The organism is Pseudomonas sp. FYR_7 (assembly GCF_043106155.1).
Lineage (GTDB): Bacteria > Pseudomonadota > Gammaproteobacteria > Pseudomonadales > Pseudomonadaceae > Aquipseudomonas > Aquipseudomonas parafulva_B.
The window spans coordinates 32,283-50,133 of the sequence record NZ_JBICMI010000014.1; the positions used below are offsets into that span (position 1 = coordinate 32,283).

Here is a 17,851-nt window from a genome sequence, read left to right on the forward strand (position 1 = left end):
GCCAGCCGTGTGGCCCTTTCCAGTGGCCAGCACGTGCTGGCACAGCCGTTACTGCGCGCGACAGAGCGCCAGGCAGTTGTCCAGCATGCGGTTGGAGAAGCCCCACTCGTTGTCGTACCAGGCCAGCACCTTGAGCATGCGCCCGTTGGCCCGCGTGTGATTGGCATCGAAGATAGACGACAGCGGGTTGTGGTTGAAGTCGCACGAGACCAGGGGCAGGGCGTTGTAGCCCAGTACCCGCGAATGCTTGCTGGCCTCCAGGAACAGCTGGTTGACCTGTTCGGCCGTGGCTTCGCGCTTGAGGTTGACGGTGAGGTCCACCAGCGACACGTTGATCACCGGTACCCGCACGGCCATGCCGGTGAGCTTGCCAGCCAGTTCCGGCAATACCAGGCCCACGGCTTCGGCGGCGCCGGTCTTGCTCGGGATCATCGACTGGGTGGCCGAACGGGCGCGATAAGGGTCGCTGTGGTACACGTCGGTCAGCACCTGGTCGTTGGTGTAGGCGTGGATGGTGGTCATCAGGCCTTGCTCGATACCGAACTCGCGGTGCAGCACCTGGGCAATGGGCGCCAGGCAGTTGGTGGTGCAGGAAGCGTTGGAGATGACCTGGTGCGAGGCGCGCAGCACGTCGTGGTTGACGCCATACACCACGGTGGCATCAGCGCCCTTGGCTGGCGCCGAGACGATCACCTTGCCTGCGCCGGCGGCGATGTGCGCAGCAGCCTTGTCGCGCTCGGTGAACAGCCCCGTACATTCGAAGACCACATCGATCGCCAGGGCTTTCCAGGGCAGTTCAGCCGGGTTGCGAATGGCGCTGACCGCGATGCGGTCGCCGTTGACGGTGAGGCTTTCGTGGTCGGCTTCGACGCTGGCCTCGAAGGTGCCGTGCACGCTGTCGTACTTGAGCAGGTGGGCGTTCATGGTGCTGTCGCCCAGGTCGTTGATGGCGACGACCTGCATGTCCTGGCGGTAGCCCTGGGTATAGAGTGCGCGCAGGACATTGCGCCCGATGCGGCCGAATCCGTTGATGGCGATGCGAAGGGTCATGGCGATACCTCTGGCAGTCCGAGTCAAACCTGTGGCACAAAGGTGCTTCACTGAAACGGTTTTGTTGTTGGAATTACAAGATTATTCAGTTGCAGATAGAAAACAAGCCTTTTTAGTGGCAGTATTTTGTTTAAACCTACAACGAGCGGTTCGATCGTGAGCCTTCCGAAGCAGTGCGCGCCTGTCCCTTTGAGCCTAGGCGGCAATCGGCAGGGCACGGTCACTTGGTAAACCGCCCTTACAATTAGCCTGGAGTCCAGTACATGCACCCGCGCATCCTTGAGGTCACCCAACGGCTGGTCGAGCGTAGTCGCGCCACCCGCGAACGCTACCTGCAGCTGATCCGCGGGGCCGCCAGCGAGGGCCCGATGCGTGCCAGCCTGCAATGCGCCAACTTCGCCCATGGCGTGGCCGGTTGCGGCAGCGAGGACAAACAGACCCTGCGCCTGATGAACGCGGCCAACGTGGCCATCGTCTCGGCCTACAACGACATGCTGTCGGCCCATCAGCCCTACCTGCATTTTCCCGAACAGATCAAGCATGCCCTGCGCGAAGTCGGCTCGGTGGGCCAGTTCGCCGGCGGTGTGCCGGCCATGTGCGATGGCGTCACCCAGGGCGAGCCGGGCATGGAACTGGCAATTGCCAGCCGTGAAGTGATCGCCATGTCCACTGCCGTGGCGTTGTCCCACAACATGTTCGATGCGGCCCTGATGCTGGGCATTTGCGACAAGATAGTGCCAGGCCTGATGATGGGAGCCTTGCGCTTTGGCCACTTGCCCACGGTGTTCGTACCGGGCGGGCCGATGGTCTCGGGTATTTCCAACAAGCAGAAAGCCGATGTGCGCCAGCGTTATGCCGAAGGCAAGGCCAGCCGGGAGGAACTGCTGGAATCGGAAATGCAGTCCTACCACGGCCCTGGCACCTGCACCTTCTACGGCACGGCCAACACCAACCAGCTGGTGATGGAAGTGATGGGGCTGCACCTGCCGGGTGCCTCCTTCGTCAACCCCTACACGCCGCTGCGCGACGCACTGACCGCCGAGGCTGCACAACAGGTCACGCGCATGACGAAGGCCAGCGGCACCTTCATGCCCCTGGGCGAGATCGTCGACGAGAAGGCGCTGGTCAACTCGATCGTGGCCCTGCATGCCACAGGCGGCTCCACCAACCATACCCTGCACATTCCGGCCATCGCCCAGGCCGCCGGTATCCAACTGACCTGGCAGGACATGGCCGATCTGTCCGACGTGGTGCCGACCCTGTCCCACGTCTACCCCAACGGCAAGGCCGACATCAACCACTTCCAGGCCGCCGGCGGCATGGCCTTCCTGATCCGCGAGCTGCTCGATGCCGGCTTGCTGCACGAGGACGTCAACACCGTCGCCGGCCGCGGCCTGCGTCGTTATACCCAGGAGCCGTTCCTGGAGGACGGCAAGCTGGTCTGGCGCGAAGGGCCGCAGCAGAGCCTGGACGAAAGCATCCTGCGGCCCGTGGCGCGGCCATTCTCCGCCGAAGGGGGATTGCGGGTGATGGAAGGCAACCTGGGGCGTGGCGTGATGAAAGTCTCCGCCGTGGCACCGGAGCACCGTGTAGTCGAGGCGCCGGCGCGCATCTTCCACGATCAGCAGTCATTGGCCGATGCCTTCAAGGCAGGCGAGCTGGAGCGGGACTTCGTCGCGGTGGTGCGCTTCCAGGGCCCGCGCTGCAACGGCATGCCTGAACTGCACAAACTCACCCCATTCCTTGGCGTGTTGCAGGATCGCGGTTACAAGGTAGCCCTGGTGACCGATGGGCGCATGTCCGGTGCATCGGGCAAGATACCCGCCGCCATTCATGTGTGCCCCGAAGCCTATGATGGCGGCCCGCTGGCACGGCTGCGCGATGGTGATATCGTGCGGGTCGATGGCGCTGAAGGTACGTTGCGGGTGATGGTACCGGCCGACGAGCTGGCCCAGCGTGACCTGGCGACCGCGCCCCAGGGCAATGACCTGGGTTGCGGGCGCGAGCTGTTCGGTTTCATGCGCATGGCGTTCAGCCCGGCAGAGCAGGGCGCCAGCGCCTTTACCTCTGCCCTGGAGAACCTGAAATGAATGACCTGCTGGTTGGCGACATCGGCGGCACCAATGCCCGTTTTGCGTTATGGCGTGACAACCAGCTGCACGAGGTGAAGGTTTTCGCCACCGAGGACTACACAAGCCCCGAACAGGCCATCGAGGCGTATCTAGAAGCCCTGGCCATCCCCCGTGGTGGTATAGCCGCCGCTTGCCTGGCCGTAGCCGGCCCGGTCGATGGCGATGAGTTTCGCTTCACCAACAACCACTGGCGCCTGAGCCGGACCGCCTTTTGCCAGCGGTTACAGATCGGGCACCTGTTGCTGATCAATGACTTCACCGCAATGGCCCTTGGCATGACCCGCCTGCGCGAAGGTGAGTTTCGGGAAGTATGCCCAGGGCAGGCCGATCCGCTGCGCCCGGCGCTGGTCATCGGCCCGGGTACAGGCCTGGGTGTCGGCTCGCTGTTGCGCCTGGGGGGCAAGCACTGGCATGCCTTGCCAGGCGAGGGCGGGCACGTCGATCTGCCCGTGGGCAATGCCCGAGAGGCGGCGATCCACCAATACATCCATGGCCAGATCGGCCACGTCAGTGCCGAGACCGTGCTCAGCGGCGGCGGGCTCGTGCGCCTGTACCAGGCCATCTGCGCCCTGGATGGCGAAAACCCGCGGCACACTTCACCGGCGCAGATCACCGATGCAGCCCTGGGCGGCGAGCCGCGGGCGCGAGCGGTGATCGAGCAGTTCTGCCGGTTCCTGGGGCGGGTGGCGGGCAACAACGTGCTTACCCTGGGCGCGCGCGGTGGGGTATATATCGTCGGCGGCGTGATCCCGCGTTTTGCCGAGCTGTTCCTGCGCAGCGGTTTCACCGCCAGCTTCGGCGACAAAGGCTGCATGAGCGGTTACTTCGAAGGCGTGCCCGTGTGGCTGGTGACGGCCGAGTTTTCCGGGCTGCTGGGCGCTGGCGTGGCCTTGCAGCAAGCCTTGGATCAAGGCTAACCGCACGGGTACCCCTGCAAGGCGACACAGATCAGCGGGCAACAAGACCCGCCAGCACAAAAGGACATACCCTTGAGCACTGCCGGCAAATCCATCCTGATGGTTGACGACGATCAGGAAATTCGCGAATTGTTGCAAACCTACCTCAGCCGTTCGGGCTTTCAGGTCAATGCCCAGGCCGATGGTGCCGGGTTTCGTCATGCCCTTGACACCACAGCGTGTGACCTGGTGATCCTGGACGTCATGCTGCCGGACGAGGACGGTTTCAGCCTGTGCCGCTGGGTACGCCAGCACCCGCGCCAGGCGAGGGTACCCATCATCATGTTGACGGCAAGCTCGGACGAGACCGATCGGGTCATCGGGCTTGAGCTTGGCGCCGATGACTACCTGGGCAAGCCGTTCAGCCCGCGCGAGCTGCAGGCCCGCATCAAAGCCTTGCTACGCCGCGCCGAGTTCGGGCAGGCAGCGCCGGGCGGGGCGGTGCTGGCATTCGACGACTGGCGGCTCGACACGGTCAGCCATCGCCTGTTCCACCGCGATGGAGAGGAGGTGATTCTTTCGGGTGCGGACTTTGCGCTGCTCAAGCTATTCTTGGACCACCCCCAGCAGATTCTCGACCGCGATACCATCGGCAACGCCACCCGAGGGCGAGAGCCGATGCCACTGGACCGCATCGTGGACATGGCCGTCAGCCGTCTGCGCCAGCGCTTGCGCGACACCGAAAAGCCACCCCGGCTGATCCGCACCGTGCGCGGCAGCGGCTACCTGCTGGCGACCCATGTCTGCACTGCACCCTGAGCGGCGCTGGCGCCTGCTGCCACGCTCGCTGCTGGGGCGCATGCTGCTGCTGACCTTGCTGGTGGTTCTGCTGGCGCAAGGATTGTCGAGCATCATCTGGGTGGCCCAGCTGCGCGCCAGCCAGTTGCAAGGGCTGCGTGCCAGTGCCAGCAGCCTGGCCCACTCCATGAGCGCCAGCGTCAGTTACTTTCGTTCACTGCCCGTGGCTTACCGGCCGATGGTGCTCGACCAGTTGCGCAGCATGGGGGGCACGCGGTTTTTTGTTTCGCTGAACGCCAAGCCGTTGGATATGCAGGTACTGCCTGTCACGCCGCGCAAGCAGGCCGTGGTGGAGGTGTTCCAGCAGGTGCTGCATGAGCGTCTCGGGCCGCAGATGGACATCTCCGTCGAATTCGTCGACCCCGATGAACTGCGCATCTTCAACAGTGGGCTCAAGCTCGACGAGTTGCCAAGGTCATGGGCGCATTACTCACTCACCCTCGAACCGCTCAACCCGCCGGTGCTGGTCACCCAGATTCGTCTGGCCGAAGGCGAATGGCTGTACATCGCCTCGTTGTTGCCCGAGCCCTACACCAGCTTGGAAGCCGAGCGTCTGCCGCGTCAGCAGATCGGCTTCATCGTCCTGACCACGGCATTGTTGTTGCTGTTCATCGGGCTGCTGGTGCATTGGCAGAGCTGGCCGCTCAAGCGCCTGGCCCGTGCAGCGCGCGAGCTGTCACTGGGCGCCGATGTAGCGCCAGTGGCCGAAGGCGGCGGCAGCGAGGTGGTGGAGGTGGGCCGGGCCTTCAACAGCATGCGCGAACGCATCAGCCGTTACCTCACCGAGCGTAGCCAACTGTTCAGCGCCATCTCCCATGATCTGCGCACGCCCATCACCCGGCTTCGCCTGCGTGTCGAGCTGCTTGAAGACGAACACCTGCAAGCCAAGTTCAGCCAGGACCTGGACGAACTGGAGCTGCTGGTAAAGGGCGCGCTGCAATGCGTGAAGGACACCGACATTCACGAGAACATCGAGCTGGTGGACCTCAATCAGGTCCTCGAACTGCTGGCTGAGCCGTACCTGCGAGACGGTCGAATCACCCTCGAAGGGCATGCCCTGGCGCCGTATCCAGGCAAGCCGCTGGCATTGCGGCGCTGCATCGGCAACCTGATCGACAACGCCATCAAGTACGGCGAGCGAGCGCGGCTGCGCATCATCGACGGTGCGGCAGGCTTCGTGCTGCAGGTCGATGATCAAGGGCCGGGGGTGCCGCAACAGCAGATGGAGCAGGTGTTCGAGCCCCATGTGCGGCTGGCTGGTCATCAGCAAGGCTACGGGCTGGGGTTGGGCATTGCCCGCAATATCGCCCACAGCCACGGCGGCGAGGTCAGCCTGCTCAACCTGCGCGAAGGCGGCTTGCGGGTGACCTTGTACCTGCCACGGGGCGTGGATTGACGCACCTGCACGCGTTGAACGTGCAGCTGCGCGCAGATGGTCGAACGTCACAGGCACGTGACAATCATACCCGCGTTCGTGACATCCCCCGTGGCCTGGCTGGCTAGAATCGCCACACGACTGCCAAGGACCTCGCTGGCGATGAACAATGATCTTTCTTCACAGGTGTCCTGGCTCCAAGCGCCTGGGCACACTGCATGGCGCCTGGCCGAGGGGCAGCGGTTACTGGCCTTCGCCAGGGCTGCAAAGCTGGCAGAAGGGTTTGGTGACCTGGATGCGGCAGGCAGGCTTGCCGATGATGCAAGCGCCCAGACCCTGACCACTGCCCGGATGACCCACTGTTTCGCCCTGGCTCACCTTCAGGGCATACCGGGCTGTCTGGGGCTGGCTGCCCACGGTGTGACTGCCCTGCGTGGCCCCCTGAGGGATGCGCGCTACGGCGGCTGGTTTGCCAAGGCGGGCGGCTGCGAGGGAAGCGGCAAGGCAGCGTATCTGCATGCTTTCGTCGCCTTGGCGGCCAGCTCTGCCGTCGTGGCGGGCGTCGAGGGCGCCGAGGCATTGCTGACCGACGCCATCGGCGTCATCGAGCGGCATTTCTGGAGCGAAGAGGAAGGTGCGCTTCGCGAAGCCTATGATCGCACCTGGCAGACGCCTGAGCCCTACCGCGGCGCCAACAGCAACATGCACGCGACCGAGGCGTTCCTGGCCCTGGCCGATGTAACCGGCAACCCTGTGTGGCTGCAACGCGCCCTGCGCATTGCCGAGCGCATCATCCATACCCACGCCGCTGCCAACGGCTATCGAGTGGTGGAACACTTCGACGTTGCCTGGCAGCCGCTCAAGGATTACAACCAAGCACACCCGGCCGACCACTTTCGCCCCTATGGCACGACGCCAGGGCATGCTTTCGAGTGGGCGAGGCTTTTGCTTCACCTGGAGGCCAGCCTGGCCCACTGCGGGCACGCGCCCCCGCCCTGGCTGGTCGACAGTGCCCGCACCCTGTTCGACACCGCCTGCGAACAGGCGTGGGGCGTTGATGGCCAGCCTGGCCTCGTCTACACCCTTGGCTGGGATGACCGGCCGCGGGTTCGCGCGCGGCTGCACTGGGTTCACGCTGAAGCCTGCGCATGCGCAGCGGCCCTGTTGCAGCGCACGGGGCAGGCGCGCTTCGAGCAGTGGTACCGGCGCTGCTGGGACTTCATATCCGAGCATTTCATCGACCTTGCAGGCGGCAGCTGGCACCACGAACTCGATGTCGACAACCGTCCAGCCGGCACGATCTGGCCCGGCAAGCCCGACCTGTACCATGCCTACCAGGCCCTGGTGCTACCCGGCCTGCCCTTGGCACGCAGCCTGGCGACCGGTGTGGCCTTGAATGTAACCAAACGATGACATTCGCGCATCGCTTCGTTACCTGGCGGTGCGCGCACGCTGTTTAGACTCCATGCAACGCAAGCGCACGACTTGCACGGCATAACAACAATAAGGTGTAGAAATGACTTCCTACCTTCGTCTCGCTGCCGCGATCTCCCTGGCTTCCCTGTTCCCCCTGACTGCGCACGCTGCCGATGCCAAGGGCACCGTCGAAGTGGTGCACTGGTGGACGTCCGGTGGTGAAAAAGCGGCCGTCGATGTGCTCAAGGCTCAGGTCGAGAAAGACGGTTTCACCTGGAAGGACGGGGCCGTGGCCGGCGGTGGCGGCGCTACCGCCATGACCGTGCTCAAAAGCCGAGCGGTGGCTGGCAATCCGCCAGGCGTCGCGCAGATCAAGGGCCCCGACATCCAGGACTGGGCCGCGACCGGCCTGCTCGACAGCGACGTGCTCAAGGAGGTGGCCAAGCAGGAAAAGTGGGATGCACTGCTGGACAAGAAAGTCGCCGACACCGTGAAGTACGACGGCGACTATGTAGCCGTTCCCGTCAACATCCACCGTACCAACTGGCTGTGGATCAACCCTGAAGCCTTCAAGAAGGCCGGCATCGACAAGGCACCCGCCACCCTCGATGAGTTCTATGCCGCTGCCGACAAGCTCAAGGCCGCAGGCATCATCCCGCTCGCCCACGGTGGCCAGCCGTGGCAGGACAGCACGGTCTTTGAAAGCGTCGTGCTGTCGGTGATGGGTGTCGACGGTTACAAGAAAGCCCTGGTCGACCTGGACAACGACGCCCTGACCGGCCCCGACATGATCAGGGCCCTGACCGAACTCAAGCGAGTCGCCACGTACATGGACCCTGATGGCAAAGGCCAGGACTGGAACCTGGAAGCTGCCAAGGTCATCAACGGCAAGGCCGGCATGCAGATCATGGGCGACTGGGCCAAGAGCGAATGGACCTTGGCCAAGAAAACCGCCGGCAAGGACTACCAGTGCGTGCCGTTCCCCGGCACCGAGAAGGCCTTCCTGTACAACATCGATTCGCTGGTGGTGTTCAAGCAGAGCAATGAGGGCACTGCTGCCGGCCAGCAGGATATCGCCCGCAAGGTGCTGGGTGAGGAGTTCCAGAAGGTGTTCAGCACCAACAAGGGCTCGATCCCGGTGCGCAACGACATGCTCGCCGACATGGGCAAGTATGGGTTCGATGCGTGTGCCCAGACCTCGGCCAAGGACTTCCTCGCCGACGCCAAGACCGGCGGCCTGCAACCGAGCATGGCGCACAACATGGCCACGACGCTGGCCGTGCAGGGCGCTTTCTTCGATGTGGTGACCAACTACATCAACGACCCCAAGGCCGATCCGGCTGACGCTGCGAAGAAGCTGGCAGCCGCCATCCGAGCAGCCAAGTAGCCCACGGGCGGGCTAGTGCGGCTCGGTGCCGGGCGTGCCTGACGGGGTGCTGCGCCATCGGGCCCGACGTGAAAAGCAGGCTGCGGGGCCCTCCAAACGTTGGCTGCGTCACTCTCCCGCTGCCACCGACACGGCACCACGCAGCGCCCGAGGCGACCTTCAAACCTGAGCAAGACAGTCGCTGCCGCGCCATGCGCAGCAGCGCCTTCGAGGTGAACCATGACCACTACCACCGCCCGTCTGCGGGCCTCTCCCATGGATGCGCTACAGCGCTGGCTGCCCAAGCTGGTGCTGGCGCCGAGCATGTTCATCGTGCTGGTGGGCTTCTACGGCTACATCCTCTGGACCTTCGTGCTGTCCTTCACCACGTCCACGTTCCTGCCCACCTACAAATGGGCGGGGCTGGCGCAGTACATGCGTTTGTTCGACAACGACCGCTGGTGGGTGGCGAGCAAGAACCTGCTGGTGTTCGGCGGGCTGTTCATCACCATCAGCCTGGCGATCGGCGTGTTGCTGGCGGTGCTGCTGGACCAGCGCATTCGTCGCGAGGGGTTCATCCGCACCATCTACCTGTATCCCATGGCCCTGTCGATGATCGTGACCGGCACGGCCTGGAAGTGGCTGCTCAACCCAGGCATGGGGCTGGACAAACTGCTGCGTGACTGGGGCTGGGAGGGCTTTCGCCTGGACTGGCTGCTGGATCCGGACCGGGTGGTGTACTGCCTGGTGATCGCGGCGGTGTGGCAAGCATCGGGGTTCATCATGGCGATGTTCCTCGCCGGCCTGCGGGGCGTCGATCCATCGATCATCCGCGCCGCCCAGATCGACGGTGCCAGCCTGCCGCGCATCTACTGGCGCGTGGTGCTGCCCAGCTTGCGCCCGGTGTTCTTCAGCTCGGTGATGATCCTTTCGCACATTGCCATCAAGAGTTTCGACCTGGTCGCCGCGATGACGGCAGGCGGGCCTGGCTACTCGTCCGACCTGCCGGCGATGTTCATGTATGCCTTCACCTTCAGCCGGGGGCAAATGGGCATGGGCTCGGCCAGTGCCATCCTCATGCTGGGGGCGATCTTGGCCATCCTAGTGCCTTACCTGTATTCGGAGCTGCGGAGCAAACGCCATGCATAGCCCTGTCGACAAACCCGCGCTCAGCCCCAGCCGGCTTGCCATTCATGCCGTGCTGCTGATCGCCGTGGTGCTGTACCTGGTGCCACTGGTGGTCATGCTGCTGACCAGCTTCAAGACCCCTGAGGACATCAGTACCGGCAACCTGCTCAGCTGGCCGACAGCGATCACCGCCATTGGCTGGGTCAAGGCCTGGGGCACCGTCAGCGGCTACTTCTGGAACTCGATTCTGATCACCGTGCCTGCGGTGCTGATTTCTACCACCATTGGCGCGCTCAATGGCTACGTGCTGTCGATGTGGCGCTTCCGTGGCTCGCAGCTGTTCTTCGGTCTGCTGTTGTTCGGCTGCTTCCTGCCTTTCCAGACGGTGCTGCTGCCGGCCTCGTTCACCCTGGGCAAGCTGGGGCTGGCCAGTACCACCACTGGCCTGGTGCTGGTGCATGTGGTCTACGGCCTGGCCTTCACCACACTTTTCTTTCGCAACTTCTACGTCAGCATCCCCGATGCCCTGGTCAAGGCCGCACGGCTTGACGGGGCAGGGTTCTTCACCATCTTCCGGCGCATCATCCTGCCGATGTCCACGCCGATCATCATGGTCTGCCTGATCTGGCAGTTCACCCAGATCTGGAACGACTTCCTGTTTGGCGTGGTGTTCTCCAGTGGCGACTCGCAACCGATCACGGTGGCCTTGAACAACCTGGTCAATACCAGCACCGGGGCCAAGGAATACAACGTCGACATGGCCGCTGCGATGATCGCTGGCCTGCCGACCCTGCTGGTGTACGTAGTGGCAGGCAAATATTTCGTGCGCGGGCTCACAGCCGGCGCGGTAAAGGGGTAAGTCATGGCAACGCTCGAACTTCGCAACGTGAACAAAACCTACGGTGCCGGGCTGCCGGATACCCTCAAGGACATCCAGCTGTCGATCAAGGACGGTGAGTTCCTGATCCTGGTCGGCCCTTCGGGCTGCGGCAAGTCGACATTGATGAACTGCATCGCCGGCCTCGAGCAGATCACCGGCGGCGCTATTCTGATCGACCAGCAGGACGTCAGCGGCATGAGCCCCAAGGACCGTGACATCGCCATGGTGTTCCAGTCCTATGCGCTGTACCCGACCATGACCGTGCGCGAGAACATCGAATTTGGCCTGAAAATCCGCAAGATGCCCCAGGCCGCCATCGACGAGGAGGTGGCGCGGGTGGCCAAGCTGCTGCAGATCGAGCACCTGCTGGCGCGCAAGCCGGCGCAGCTGTCTGGCGGTCAGCAGCAGCGCGTGGCCATGGGCAGGGCGCTCGCGCGCCGACCGAAGATCTACCTGTTCGATGAACCCTTGTCCAACCTCGATGCCAAGTTGCGGGTCGAGATGCGGACCGAAATGAAACTGATGCACCAGCGCCTGAAAACCACCACCGTCTACGTCACCCATGATCAGATCGAGGCCATGACCCTGGGTGACAAGGTGGCGGTCATGAAAGACGGCATCATCCAGCAGTTCGGTACGCCACAGCAGATCTACAACGACCCGGCCAACCAGTTCGTCGCAAGCTTCATCGGCTCGCCGCCCATGAACTTCGTGCCGGCGCGGCTAGTGGCCCAGGGCGGTCAGCTGCATGCCGTGCTCGACAGTGGCCAGGCACGCTGCGAGCTGCCCCTGCCCGGCGCCGACCTGGGTCTGGAAGGGCGCGAAATCGTCCTGGGCATTCGACCCGAGCAGATTGCCCTGGGCGCGGGAGGCGGCAGCGGCGGGCCAAGCATTCGCGCGCAGGTACAGGTCACCGAGCCCACTGGTCCGGACATGCTGGTGTTCGTGACCCTCAACCAGACCAAAGTGTGCTGCCGACTGGCCCCTGACGTGGCCTGCCAGGTGGGCGACACCCTGGCCCTGCAATTGGACCCGGCACGGGTGCTGCTGTTCGATGCCCAGAGCGGCGAGCGCCTGCAGGCAAACCGTATCGCCACCACCGTCAAGGACAACATGGCCGCCCTCGGTGGCCGTTGAACCGTCTACACCATCAATAAGAAAAAGAGGACGCAACGCAATGGAACAGCGCAATCGTACTACCACCTGGGGCTCACTGGCGTTGCTTGCGCCGCTGGCGATGGCCGCCAGCAGTGGCCTACAGGCTGCCGAAGCTTTCTCCAGCGAGTCGAAATGGATGACCGGTGACTGGGGCGGTACCCGCACCGAGCTGCTGGAAAAAGGCTACGACTTCACCGTCGATTATGTCGGCGAAGTGGCCGGCAACCTTCATGGTGGCTACAACCACGACAAGACCGCCCGCTACAGCGACCAGTTCGCCCTGGGCGCGCACCTGGACCTGCAGAAGATCTTCGGCTGGCACGATGCCGAATTCAAGCTGGCCATCACCGAGCGAAGCGGTCGCAACCTGTCCAACGACCGCATCAGCGACCCACGCGCCGGGCAGTTCAGTTCGGTGCAAGAAGTGTGGGGGCGTGGCCAGACCTGGCGCCTGACCCAGATGTGGTTCAAGCAGAAGTATTTCGACGGCGCGCTGGACGTGAAATTCGGCCGCTTCGGGCCAGGCGAGGACTTCAACAGTTTCCCCTGTGACTTCCAGAACCTGGCGTTCTGCGGCTCGCAAGTAGGTAACTGGGTGGGTGGCATCTGGTACAACTGGCCCGTCAGCCAGTGGGCAACGCGGGTCAAGTACAACGTCACCCCCGAATTCTATGTACAAGTCGGTGCCTATGAGCAGAACCCGTCCAACCTGGAAACCGGCAATGGCTTCAAGCTGAGCGGCAGCGGCACCAAGGGCGCGATCCTGCCGGTGGAAATGGTCTGGACGCCGAAGCTCAATGGCCTGCCGGGCGAATACCGCCTGGGCTACTACTACAGCACCGCCGATGCCGAGGATGTATACAAGGACGTCAACGGCAACGCCCAGGGGCTCAGTGGTTCGGGCTTCAAATCCCACTCCAGCAAGCATGGCTGGTGGGTGGTGGCGCAACAGCAGGTCACGGCCCAGGCAGGCGACGTCAACCGCGGGCTGAGCCTGTTCGCCAACTTCACGGTGCACGACAAGGCCACCAACGTAGTGGACAACTACCAGCAGGTGGGCATGGTCTACAAAGGTGCCTTCGACGCCCGGCCAAAGGATGACATCGGTTTCGGCATCGCCCGCATCCATGTCAATGACGATGTGCGCAAGCGTGCGCGCCAACTCAACGACATGAGCGGGATCAACGACTACGACAACCCAGGCTTCGTCCCGCTGCAACGTACTGAGTACAACGCCGAGCTGTACTATGGTTTCCACGTCACCAATTGGCTGACCGTGCGGCCGAACCTTCAGTACATCAAGAGCCCCGGCGGCGTGGATGAAGTGGACAATGCCCTGGTGGCGGGCTTGAAGATTCAGTCGTCTTTCTAAGCCCATTTGTTGTAAATTTACGCCAATCCCGTTTGGCGCCCGGCAACCACTGACCTGCAGTGGTTGCCGTGGACAGGCCAAGACAGCGCTATCTCAAACAACAAGAGCCCTGCACCATGCCTGAGCATCCGCTCCATCGCTTCTTCGCCGCACGGCGGCCCCGGCCGACGTTCGAATGGGAACGCTACCAGCAGCGCGATGTGCTGATCATCGATCACCCTCTGTGCCAGGCGGCGTTCAGTCGCCAGGGCGCGCAGTTGCTGCATTTCCAACCCACAGGTGAGCGGCCCTGGCTGTGGTGCGCCGAACAATGGCCACAGGTGGGCGCCATTCGCGGCGGCGTGCCGGTCTGCTGGCCCTGGTACGGGCGCCATCCCAGCGAAGACCTGTGGCCTGCCCATGGTTGGGCCCGCCTGCTGGACTGGAAGCTGATGGACAGCCATGAAGACGCGCAGGGCGTGGTGCTCAAGTGGCGCCTGGAACTGTGCGACTGGCAGGTCGACCTGGAGGCGCGGCTCGGCAGCCGCATGGAGTTGAGCCTGAGCACCGAGCACCAGGACAGCGAACCGTGCCAGTTGAGTCACGCCTTGTTGGCCTACTGGCGCATCAGTGACGTCTCGGAGGTAGCGCTGTCTGGCCTTGAAGACATCGAGGGGTACGACCACCTCAACCGTCAGGCATGCCGCCAGGAAGGAGCGCTCAAGCCCAAGGGCGGCTGTCAGCGGGTCTATTCAGGCATTCCCGGTGTGCAACTGCATGATCCGGCCTGGCAGCGCCAACTATGTATCGACACCGGCGACAGCGACGACACGGTCGTGTGGCACCCCGGCAGCCGACCGCTACTGGGGGTTACCGGGCGCGAATGCCAGCGTTTCGTGTGTGTGGAGGCCGCCAGCGGCAGCGACGACGGCCTGAGCCTGGCACCGGGGCAGCGCGCGCATCTGAGTCTGCAGGCGCACCGGCTCAGCTGAGTTCGTCGTCCTCGATGGGGTAGCGACTGGCGTTGAGGCTTTCCTTGATCTTGCGCAGGTGTGGCTGGAAATCCACACCCCGGCGCAGGGTCATGCCGGTCGCCAGCACATCGAGCACGGTCAGCTGGATGATGCGCGAGGTCATCGGCATGTAGATATCGGTGTCTTCGGGCAGAGGAATGTGCAGGCTAAGGCTGCAGGCGTTGGCCAGCGGCGACCCGGCCGCTGTCAGACCCAGCACCGAGGCGCCGTTTTCCCTGGCCAGGCGAGCCACTTCCACCAGCTCGCGTGTACGCCCGGTGTAGGAAATGATCACGAACAGGTCGCCGGTATGGGCCACCGACGCCAGCATGCGTTGCATCAGTACGTCGGCGTGCGCTGACACGGCCAGGTTGAAGCGGAAGAACTTGTGCTGGGCATCCAGCGCTACCGGTGCAGAGGCGCCCAGGCCAAAGAAATGAATCTGGCGGGCCTGGATCATCATGTCGACCGCGCGGCTGACCTGCTGGGGGTCGAGCTGCTGGCAGGCACTGTCGAGCGAGGCGATGGCGCTGGCGAAGATCTTCTGGGTGTAGGCCGCCGGATCGTCGTCGGCCTCCACCGCGCGGCTCACGTAGGCCGCGCCGCTGGCCAGGCTCTGCGCCAGTTGCAGTTTCAGCTCTGGGTAACCGCTCACGCCGAAGGAGCGGCAGAAGCGGTTGACGGTCGGTTCGCTGACCTTGGCCGCCTGGGCCAGCGCCGCGATGCTGAAGCGTGTGGCTTGTTGCGGGTTGAGCAGGATGACTTCGGCGACTTTGCGTTCGGCCTTGTTCAGCTCGTCGAGGCGTCCCTGGATTTGTTCCAGGAGGTTTCTCACGCGGTCCATGGGGTGTCCTTGGGTCGGGAAGGCAGCCGGCTGAGGGAGCAGCAGGCCTGTTTACAGGGTCGTCTATCGTACTGGCGGCGCCGGTTGCGCACCACTTGTCTGTCATACATCCGACTAATGTTATGGTTTTTACTACATTTGTCCTTGAAAACCCTAACTGAAAACGGTATTTCTAAATCAACTTTAGGAAAGAACCAACATCATGGCTGCAATCAGTGTCGAACCTTGCACATTTGCCCTGTTTGGCGCCCTGGGCGACCTGGCCTTGCGCAAGCTGTTCCCTGCGCTCTACCAGCTCGACCGCGCCGGGCTATTGCACGCACAGACGCGCCTGCTGGCGCTGGCGCGGGAGGCCGGCAGTGCCCAGGAGCACCTGAACAGCATCGAGGCCCATTTGCGTAAGCATGTGCCCGAGGCTGACATCGAGGCCGCGGCCCTCGAGCGCTTCCTGGCAAGGCTCGATTACCAGCATCTGGATTTTCTGCAGCCAGAAGGCTACCAGGCACTGGCCGCGCAAGTGCCCGACGGGCACCCCCTGATCGCCTATTTCGCCACGGCCGCCGCCGTGTATGGTGCCATCAGCGAAAACCTCGACAAGGTGGGCCTGAGCGAGCGCACCCGTGTAGTGCTGGAAAAGCCGATCGGTCATGACCTTGAGTCTTCACGCCGGGTCAACGATGCCGTGGCGCGATTCTTTCCCGAAAGCCGCGTCTATCGCATCGACCACTACCTGGGCAAGGAGACGGTGCAGAACCTGATCGCCCTGCGCTTTGCCAACAGCCTGTTCGAAACCCAATGGAACCAGAACTCCATCTCCCACGTGGAAATCACGGTGGCGGAGAAGGTGGGTATCGAGGGTCGCTGGGGCTACTTCGACAAGGCCGGTCAGTTGCGCGACATGATCCAGAACCACCTGTTGCAGTTGCTGTGCCTGATTGCCATGGACCCGCCGAGCGAGCTGTCGGCCGACGCCATCCGCGACGAGAAGGTCAAGGTACTCAAGGCGCTGGCCCCGATCACCGGAGACGGGCTGAGCACGCGGGTGGTGCGCGGGCAGTACATTGCCGGCTACAGCGATGGCAAGCCGGTTCCGGGTTACCTTGAAGAAGACAATGCCAATAGCCAGAGCGACACCGAGACCTTCGTCGCCCTGCGCGCCGACATCCGCAACTGGCGCTGGTCGGGTGTGCCTTTCTACTTGCGCACCGGCAAGCGCATGCCGCAAAAGCTGTCGCAGATCGTCATTCACTTCAAGGAAACGCCGCATTACATCTTTGCCCCGGAACAGCGTCTGCAAGTGGGCAACAAGCTGATCATTCGCCTGCAGCCGGACGAAGGTATCTCCTTGCGCGTGATGACCAAGGAGCAAGGCCTGGACAAGGGCATGCAACTGCGCAGTGGCCCGCTGCAACTGAATTTTTCCGACGCCTGGCGTAGCGCGCGGATTCCGGATGCCTATGAACGCTTGCTGCTCGAAGTGATGCGGGGCAACCAGAACCTGTTCGTGCGCAAGGACGAAATCGAGTACGCCTGGAAGTGGTGTGACCAGCTGATTGCCGGTTGGCGCAACACGGGCGACGCCCCCAAGCCCTATGCTGCGGGCAGCTGGGGGCCAATGAGCTCGATTGCATTGATCACCCGCGATGGGAGGGCCTGGTATGGCGACATCTGAAGCATTGTCCGAATTGCAGTTTCCGGCGAGCACCGAGGTGCATCAACTGCCCGATGCCAGCACGTTGGCTGGTACATTGGCCAAGGATGTGAGTGAGCGCCTGCGTGCAGCCATCGACGATAAAGGCCAGGCCTGCGTCGTGCTGTCCGGTGGGCGCAGCCCGGTGCCTTTTCTCGAGCAACTGGCCAAGCAGGACCTGGACTGGAGCAAGGTGACGGTCAGTCTTGCCGATGAGCGCTGGGTGCCGGTGGAGCACGCCGACAGCAATGCCGGTCTGTTGGCTCAGCATCTGCTCAAAGGGCAGGCCGCCAAGGCGCGTTTCATCGGGTTGTACCAGCAGGCGCCTTCGCTGAAAGAGGCCGCCGAAGAAGCTGACCGCGCCCTGGCCGATCTGCCGCCCATCGACGTGCTGGTACTGGGCATGGGTGACGATGGCCACACGGCCTCACTGTTCCCAGCCAGTCCTAACCTGGCCGAGGGCCTGGATCCGAACACGCCTCGCCGTTGCCTACCGCTAATGGCGCCAACCGTTCCCCATCAGCGCCTTTCCATGACCCGAGCGCTGCTGGCCACCGCAGGGTTCACCGCATTGTCCGTGCAAGGGCCAGGCAAACTCGCTACTCTGCGCGCCGCGCTGGCGGATGACGACCTCGCCGAAATGCCCATTCGCGCTTTTCTTCACGCACCCCTGGACATCTACTGGTGCCCATGA

General features: G+C 63.4%; 15 protein-coding genes. 13 read left to right on the forward strand and 2 right to left on the reverse strand.

The annotated features are described in order from the left end of the window. Positions 1–48 precede the first annotated feature (48 nt). Positions 49–1,050 (reverse strand): type I glyceraldehyde-3-phosphate dehydrogenase, encoded by a 1,002-nt coding sequence (gap, locus tag ACF8R3_RS03290; protein ID WP_027913781.1) that lies wholly within the window; start codon positions 1,048–1,050, stop codon positions 49–51. Positions 1,051–1,313: 263 nt separating this feature from the next. Here gap and edd point away from each other — a divergent pair, with 263 nt between their 5' ends. From edd to ACF8R3_RS03345, 11 genes are all read left to right on the forward strand, one after another. After that, on the forward strand, positions 1,314–3,140 hold the full coding sequence (gene edd / locus ACF8R3_RS03295) for a phosphogluconate dehydratase (protein WP_196124856.1): 1,827 nt from the start codon (positions 1,314–1,316) through the stop codon (positions 3,138–3,140). Next, on the forward strand, positions 3,137–4,099 hold the full coding sequence (locus ACF8R3_RS03300; protein WP_145255695.1) for a glucokinase: 963 nt from the start codon (positions 3,137–3,139) through the stop codon (positions 4,097–4,099). Before edd ends, ACF8R3_RS03300 begins: the two co-directional genes overlap by 4 nt. A gap of 72 nt (positions 4,100–4,171) precedes the next feature. Further along, positions 4,172–4,897, forward strand: coding sequence for a two-component system response regulator GltR (gene gltR, locus ACF8R3_RS03305; RefSeq protein ID WP_058604449.1), 726 nt, complete (start codon positions 4,172–4,174; stop codon positions 4,895–4,897). Next, complete coding sequence (locus ACF8R3_RS03310; RefSeq protein ID WP_392514955.1) at positions 4,878–6,332, forward strand: ATP-binding protein; 1,455 nt, start codon at positions 4,878–4,880, stop codon at positions 6,330–6,332. Before gltR ends, ACF8R3_RS03310 begins: the two co-directional genes overlap by 20 nt. A 141-nt stretch (positions 6,333–6,473) precedes the next feature. Next, a complete protein-coding gene (locus ACF8R3_RS03315; RefSeq protein WP_392514957.1) occupies positions 6,474–7,724 on the forward strand; it encodes an AGE family epimerase/isomerase in 1,251 nt (416 codons plus the stop codon). A gap of 103 nt (positions 7,725–7,827) precedes the next feature. After that, a complete protein-coding gene (locus ACF8R3_RS03320; RefSeq protein ID WP_058637541.1) occupies positions 7,828–9,114 on the forward strand; it encodes an ABC transporter substrate-binding protein in 1,287 nt (428 codons plus the stop codon). A gap of 219 nt (positions 9,115–9,333) precedes the next feature. Continuing rightward, the gene (locus ACF8R3_RS03325; protein ID WP_058604453.1) at positions 9,334–10,242 is read left to right on the forward strand and encodes a carbohydrate ABC transporter permease; all 909 of its coding nucleotides are present in this window, start codon (positions 9,334–9,336) and stop codon (positions 10,240–10,242) included. Continuing rightward, on the forward strand, positions 10,235–11,080 hold the full coding sequence (locus ACF8R3_RS03330) for a carbohydrate ABC transporter permease (RefSeq protein ID WP_023533435.1): 846 nt from the start codon (positions 10,235–10,237) through the stop codon (positions 11,078–11,080). Before ACF8R3_RS03325 ends, ACF8R3_RS03330 begins: the two co-directional genes overlap by 8 nt. A 3-nt stretch (positions 11,081–11,083) precedes the next feature. Beyond that, positions 11,084–12,238 carry an ABC transporter ATP-binding protein gene (locus tag ACF8R3_RS03335; protein WP_058637543.1) on the forward strand — a complete coding sequence of 385 codons (1,155 nt, stop codon included), beginning with the start codon at positions 11,084–11,086 and terminating at the stop codon, positions 12,236–12,238. A 100-nt stretch (positions 12,239–12,338) separates the two neighbouring features. Further along, complete coding sequence (locus ACF8R3_RS03340) at positions 12,339–13,631, forward strand: carbohydrate porin (protein ID WP_228385197.1); 1,293 nt, start codon at positions 12,339–12,341, stop codon at positions 13,629–13,631. Between the two features lie 116 nt (positions 13,632–13,747). Then, positions 13,748–14,602, forward strand: a complete 855-nt coding sequence (locus tag ACF8R3_RS03345; protein ID WP_058637544.1) for a D-hexose-6-phosphate mutarotase — start codon at positions 13,748–13,750, stop codon at positions 14,600–14,602. Here the strand turns inward: ACF8R3_RS03345 and hexR are convergent. Then, positions 14,595–15,458 carry a DNA-binding transcriptional regulator HexR gene (gene hexR, locus ACF8R3_RS03350; RefSeq protein ID WP_178091267.1) on the reverse strand — a complete coding sequence of 288 codons (864 nt, stop codon included), beginning with the start codon at positions 15,456–15,458 and terminating at the stop codon, positions 14,595–14,597. The two genes, ACF8R3_RS03345 and hexR, sit on opposite strands and share 8 nt — an antisense overlap. A 211-nt stretch (positions 15,459–15,669) precedes the next feature. Here hexR and zwf point away from each other — a divergent pair, with 211 nt between their 5' ends. Beyond that, entirely contained in the window at positions 15,670–17,139 is a 1,470-nt protein-coding gene (gene zwf / locus ACF8R3_RS03355) for a glucose-6-phosphate dehydrogenase (protein WP_058637545.1), read from the forward strand. Then, on the forward strand, positions 17,111–17,851 hold the full coding sequence (gene pgl / locus ACF8R3_RS03360) for a 6-phosphogluconolactonase (protein ID WP_058637546.1): 741 nt from the start codon (positions 17,111–17,113) through the stop codon (positions 17,849–17,851). Before zwf ends, pgl begins: the two co-directional genes overlap by 29 nt.

Coding starts and splice junctions, on each gene's coding strand:
- gap (WP_027913781.1), bottom strand. CDS start 1,050: ATGACCCTTCGCATCGCCATCAACGGATTCGGCCGCATCGGGCGCAAT.
- edd (WP_196124856.1), top strand. CDS start 1,314: ATGCACCCGCGCATCCTTGAGGTCACCCAACGGCTGGTCGAGCGTAGT.
- ACF8R3_RS03300 (WP_145255695.1), top strand. CDS start 3,137: ATGAATGACCTGCTGGTTGGCGACATCGGCGGCACCAATGCCCGTTTT.
- ACF8R3_RS03310 (WP_392514955.1), top strand. CDS start 4,878: ATGTCTGCACTGCACCCTGAGCGGCGCTGGCGCCTGCTGCCACGCTCG.
- ACF8R3_RS03315 (WP_392514957.1), top strand. CDS start 6,474: ATGAACAATGATCTTTCTTCACAGGTGTCCTGGCTCCAAGCGCCTGGG.
- ACF8R3_RS03320 (WP_058637541.1), top strand. CDS start 7,828: ATGACTTCCTACCTTCGTCTCGCTGCCGCGATCTCCCTGGCTTCCCTG.
- ACF8R3_RS03325 (WP_058604453.1), top strand. CDS start 9,334: ATGACCACTACCACCGCCCGTCTGCGGGCCTCTCCCATGGATGCGCTA.
- ACF8R3_RS03330 (WP_023533435.1), top strand. CDS start 10,235: ATGCATAGCCCTGTCGACAAACCCGCGCTCAGCCCCAGCCGGCTTGCC.
- ACF8R3_RS03335 (WP_058637543.1), top strand. CDS start 11,084: ATGGCAACGCTCGAACTTCGCAACGTGAACAAAACCTACGGTGCCGGG.
- ACF8R3_RS03340 (WP_228385197.1), top strand. CDS start 12,339: ATGGCCGCCAGCAGTGGCCTACAGGCTGCCGAAGCTTTCTCCAGCGAG.
- ACF8R3_RS03345 (WP_058637544.1), top strand. CDS start 13,748: ATGCCTGAGCATCCGCTCCATCGCTTCTTCGCCGCACGGCGGCCCCGG.
- zwf (WP_058637545.1), top strand. CDS start 15,670: ATGGCTGCAATCAGTGTCGAACCTTGCACATTTGCCCTGTTTGGCGCC.
- pgl (WP_058637546.1), top strand. CDS start 17,111: ATGGGAGGGCCTGGTATGGCGACATCTGAAGCATTGTCCGAATTGCAG.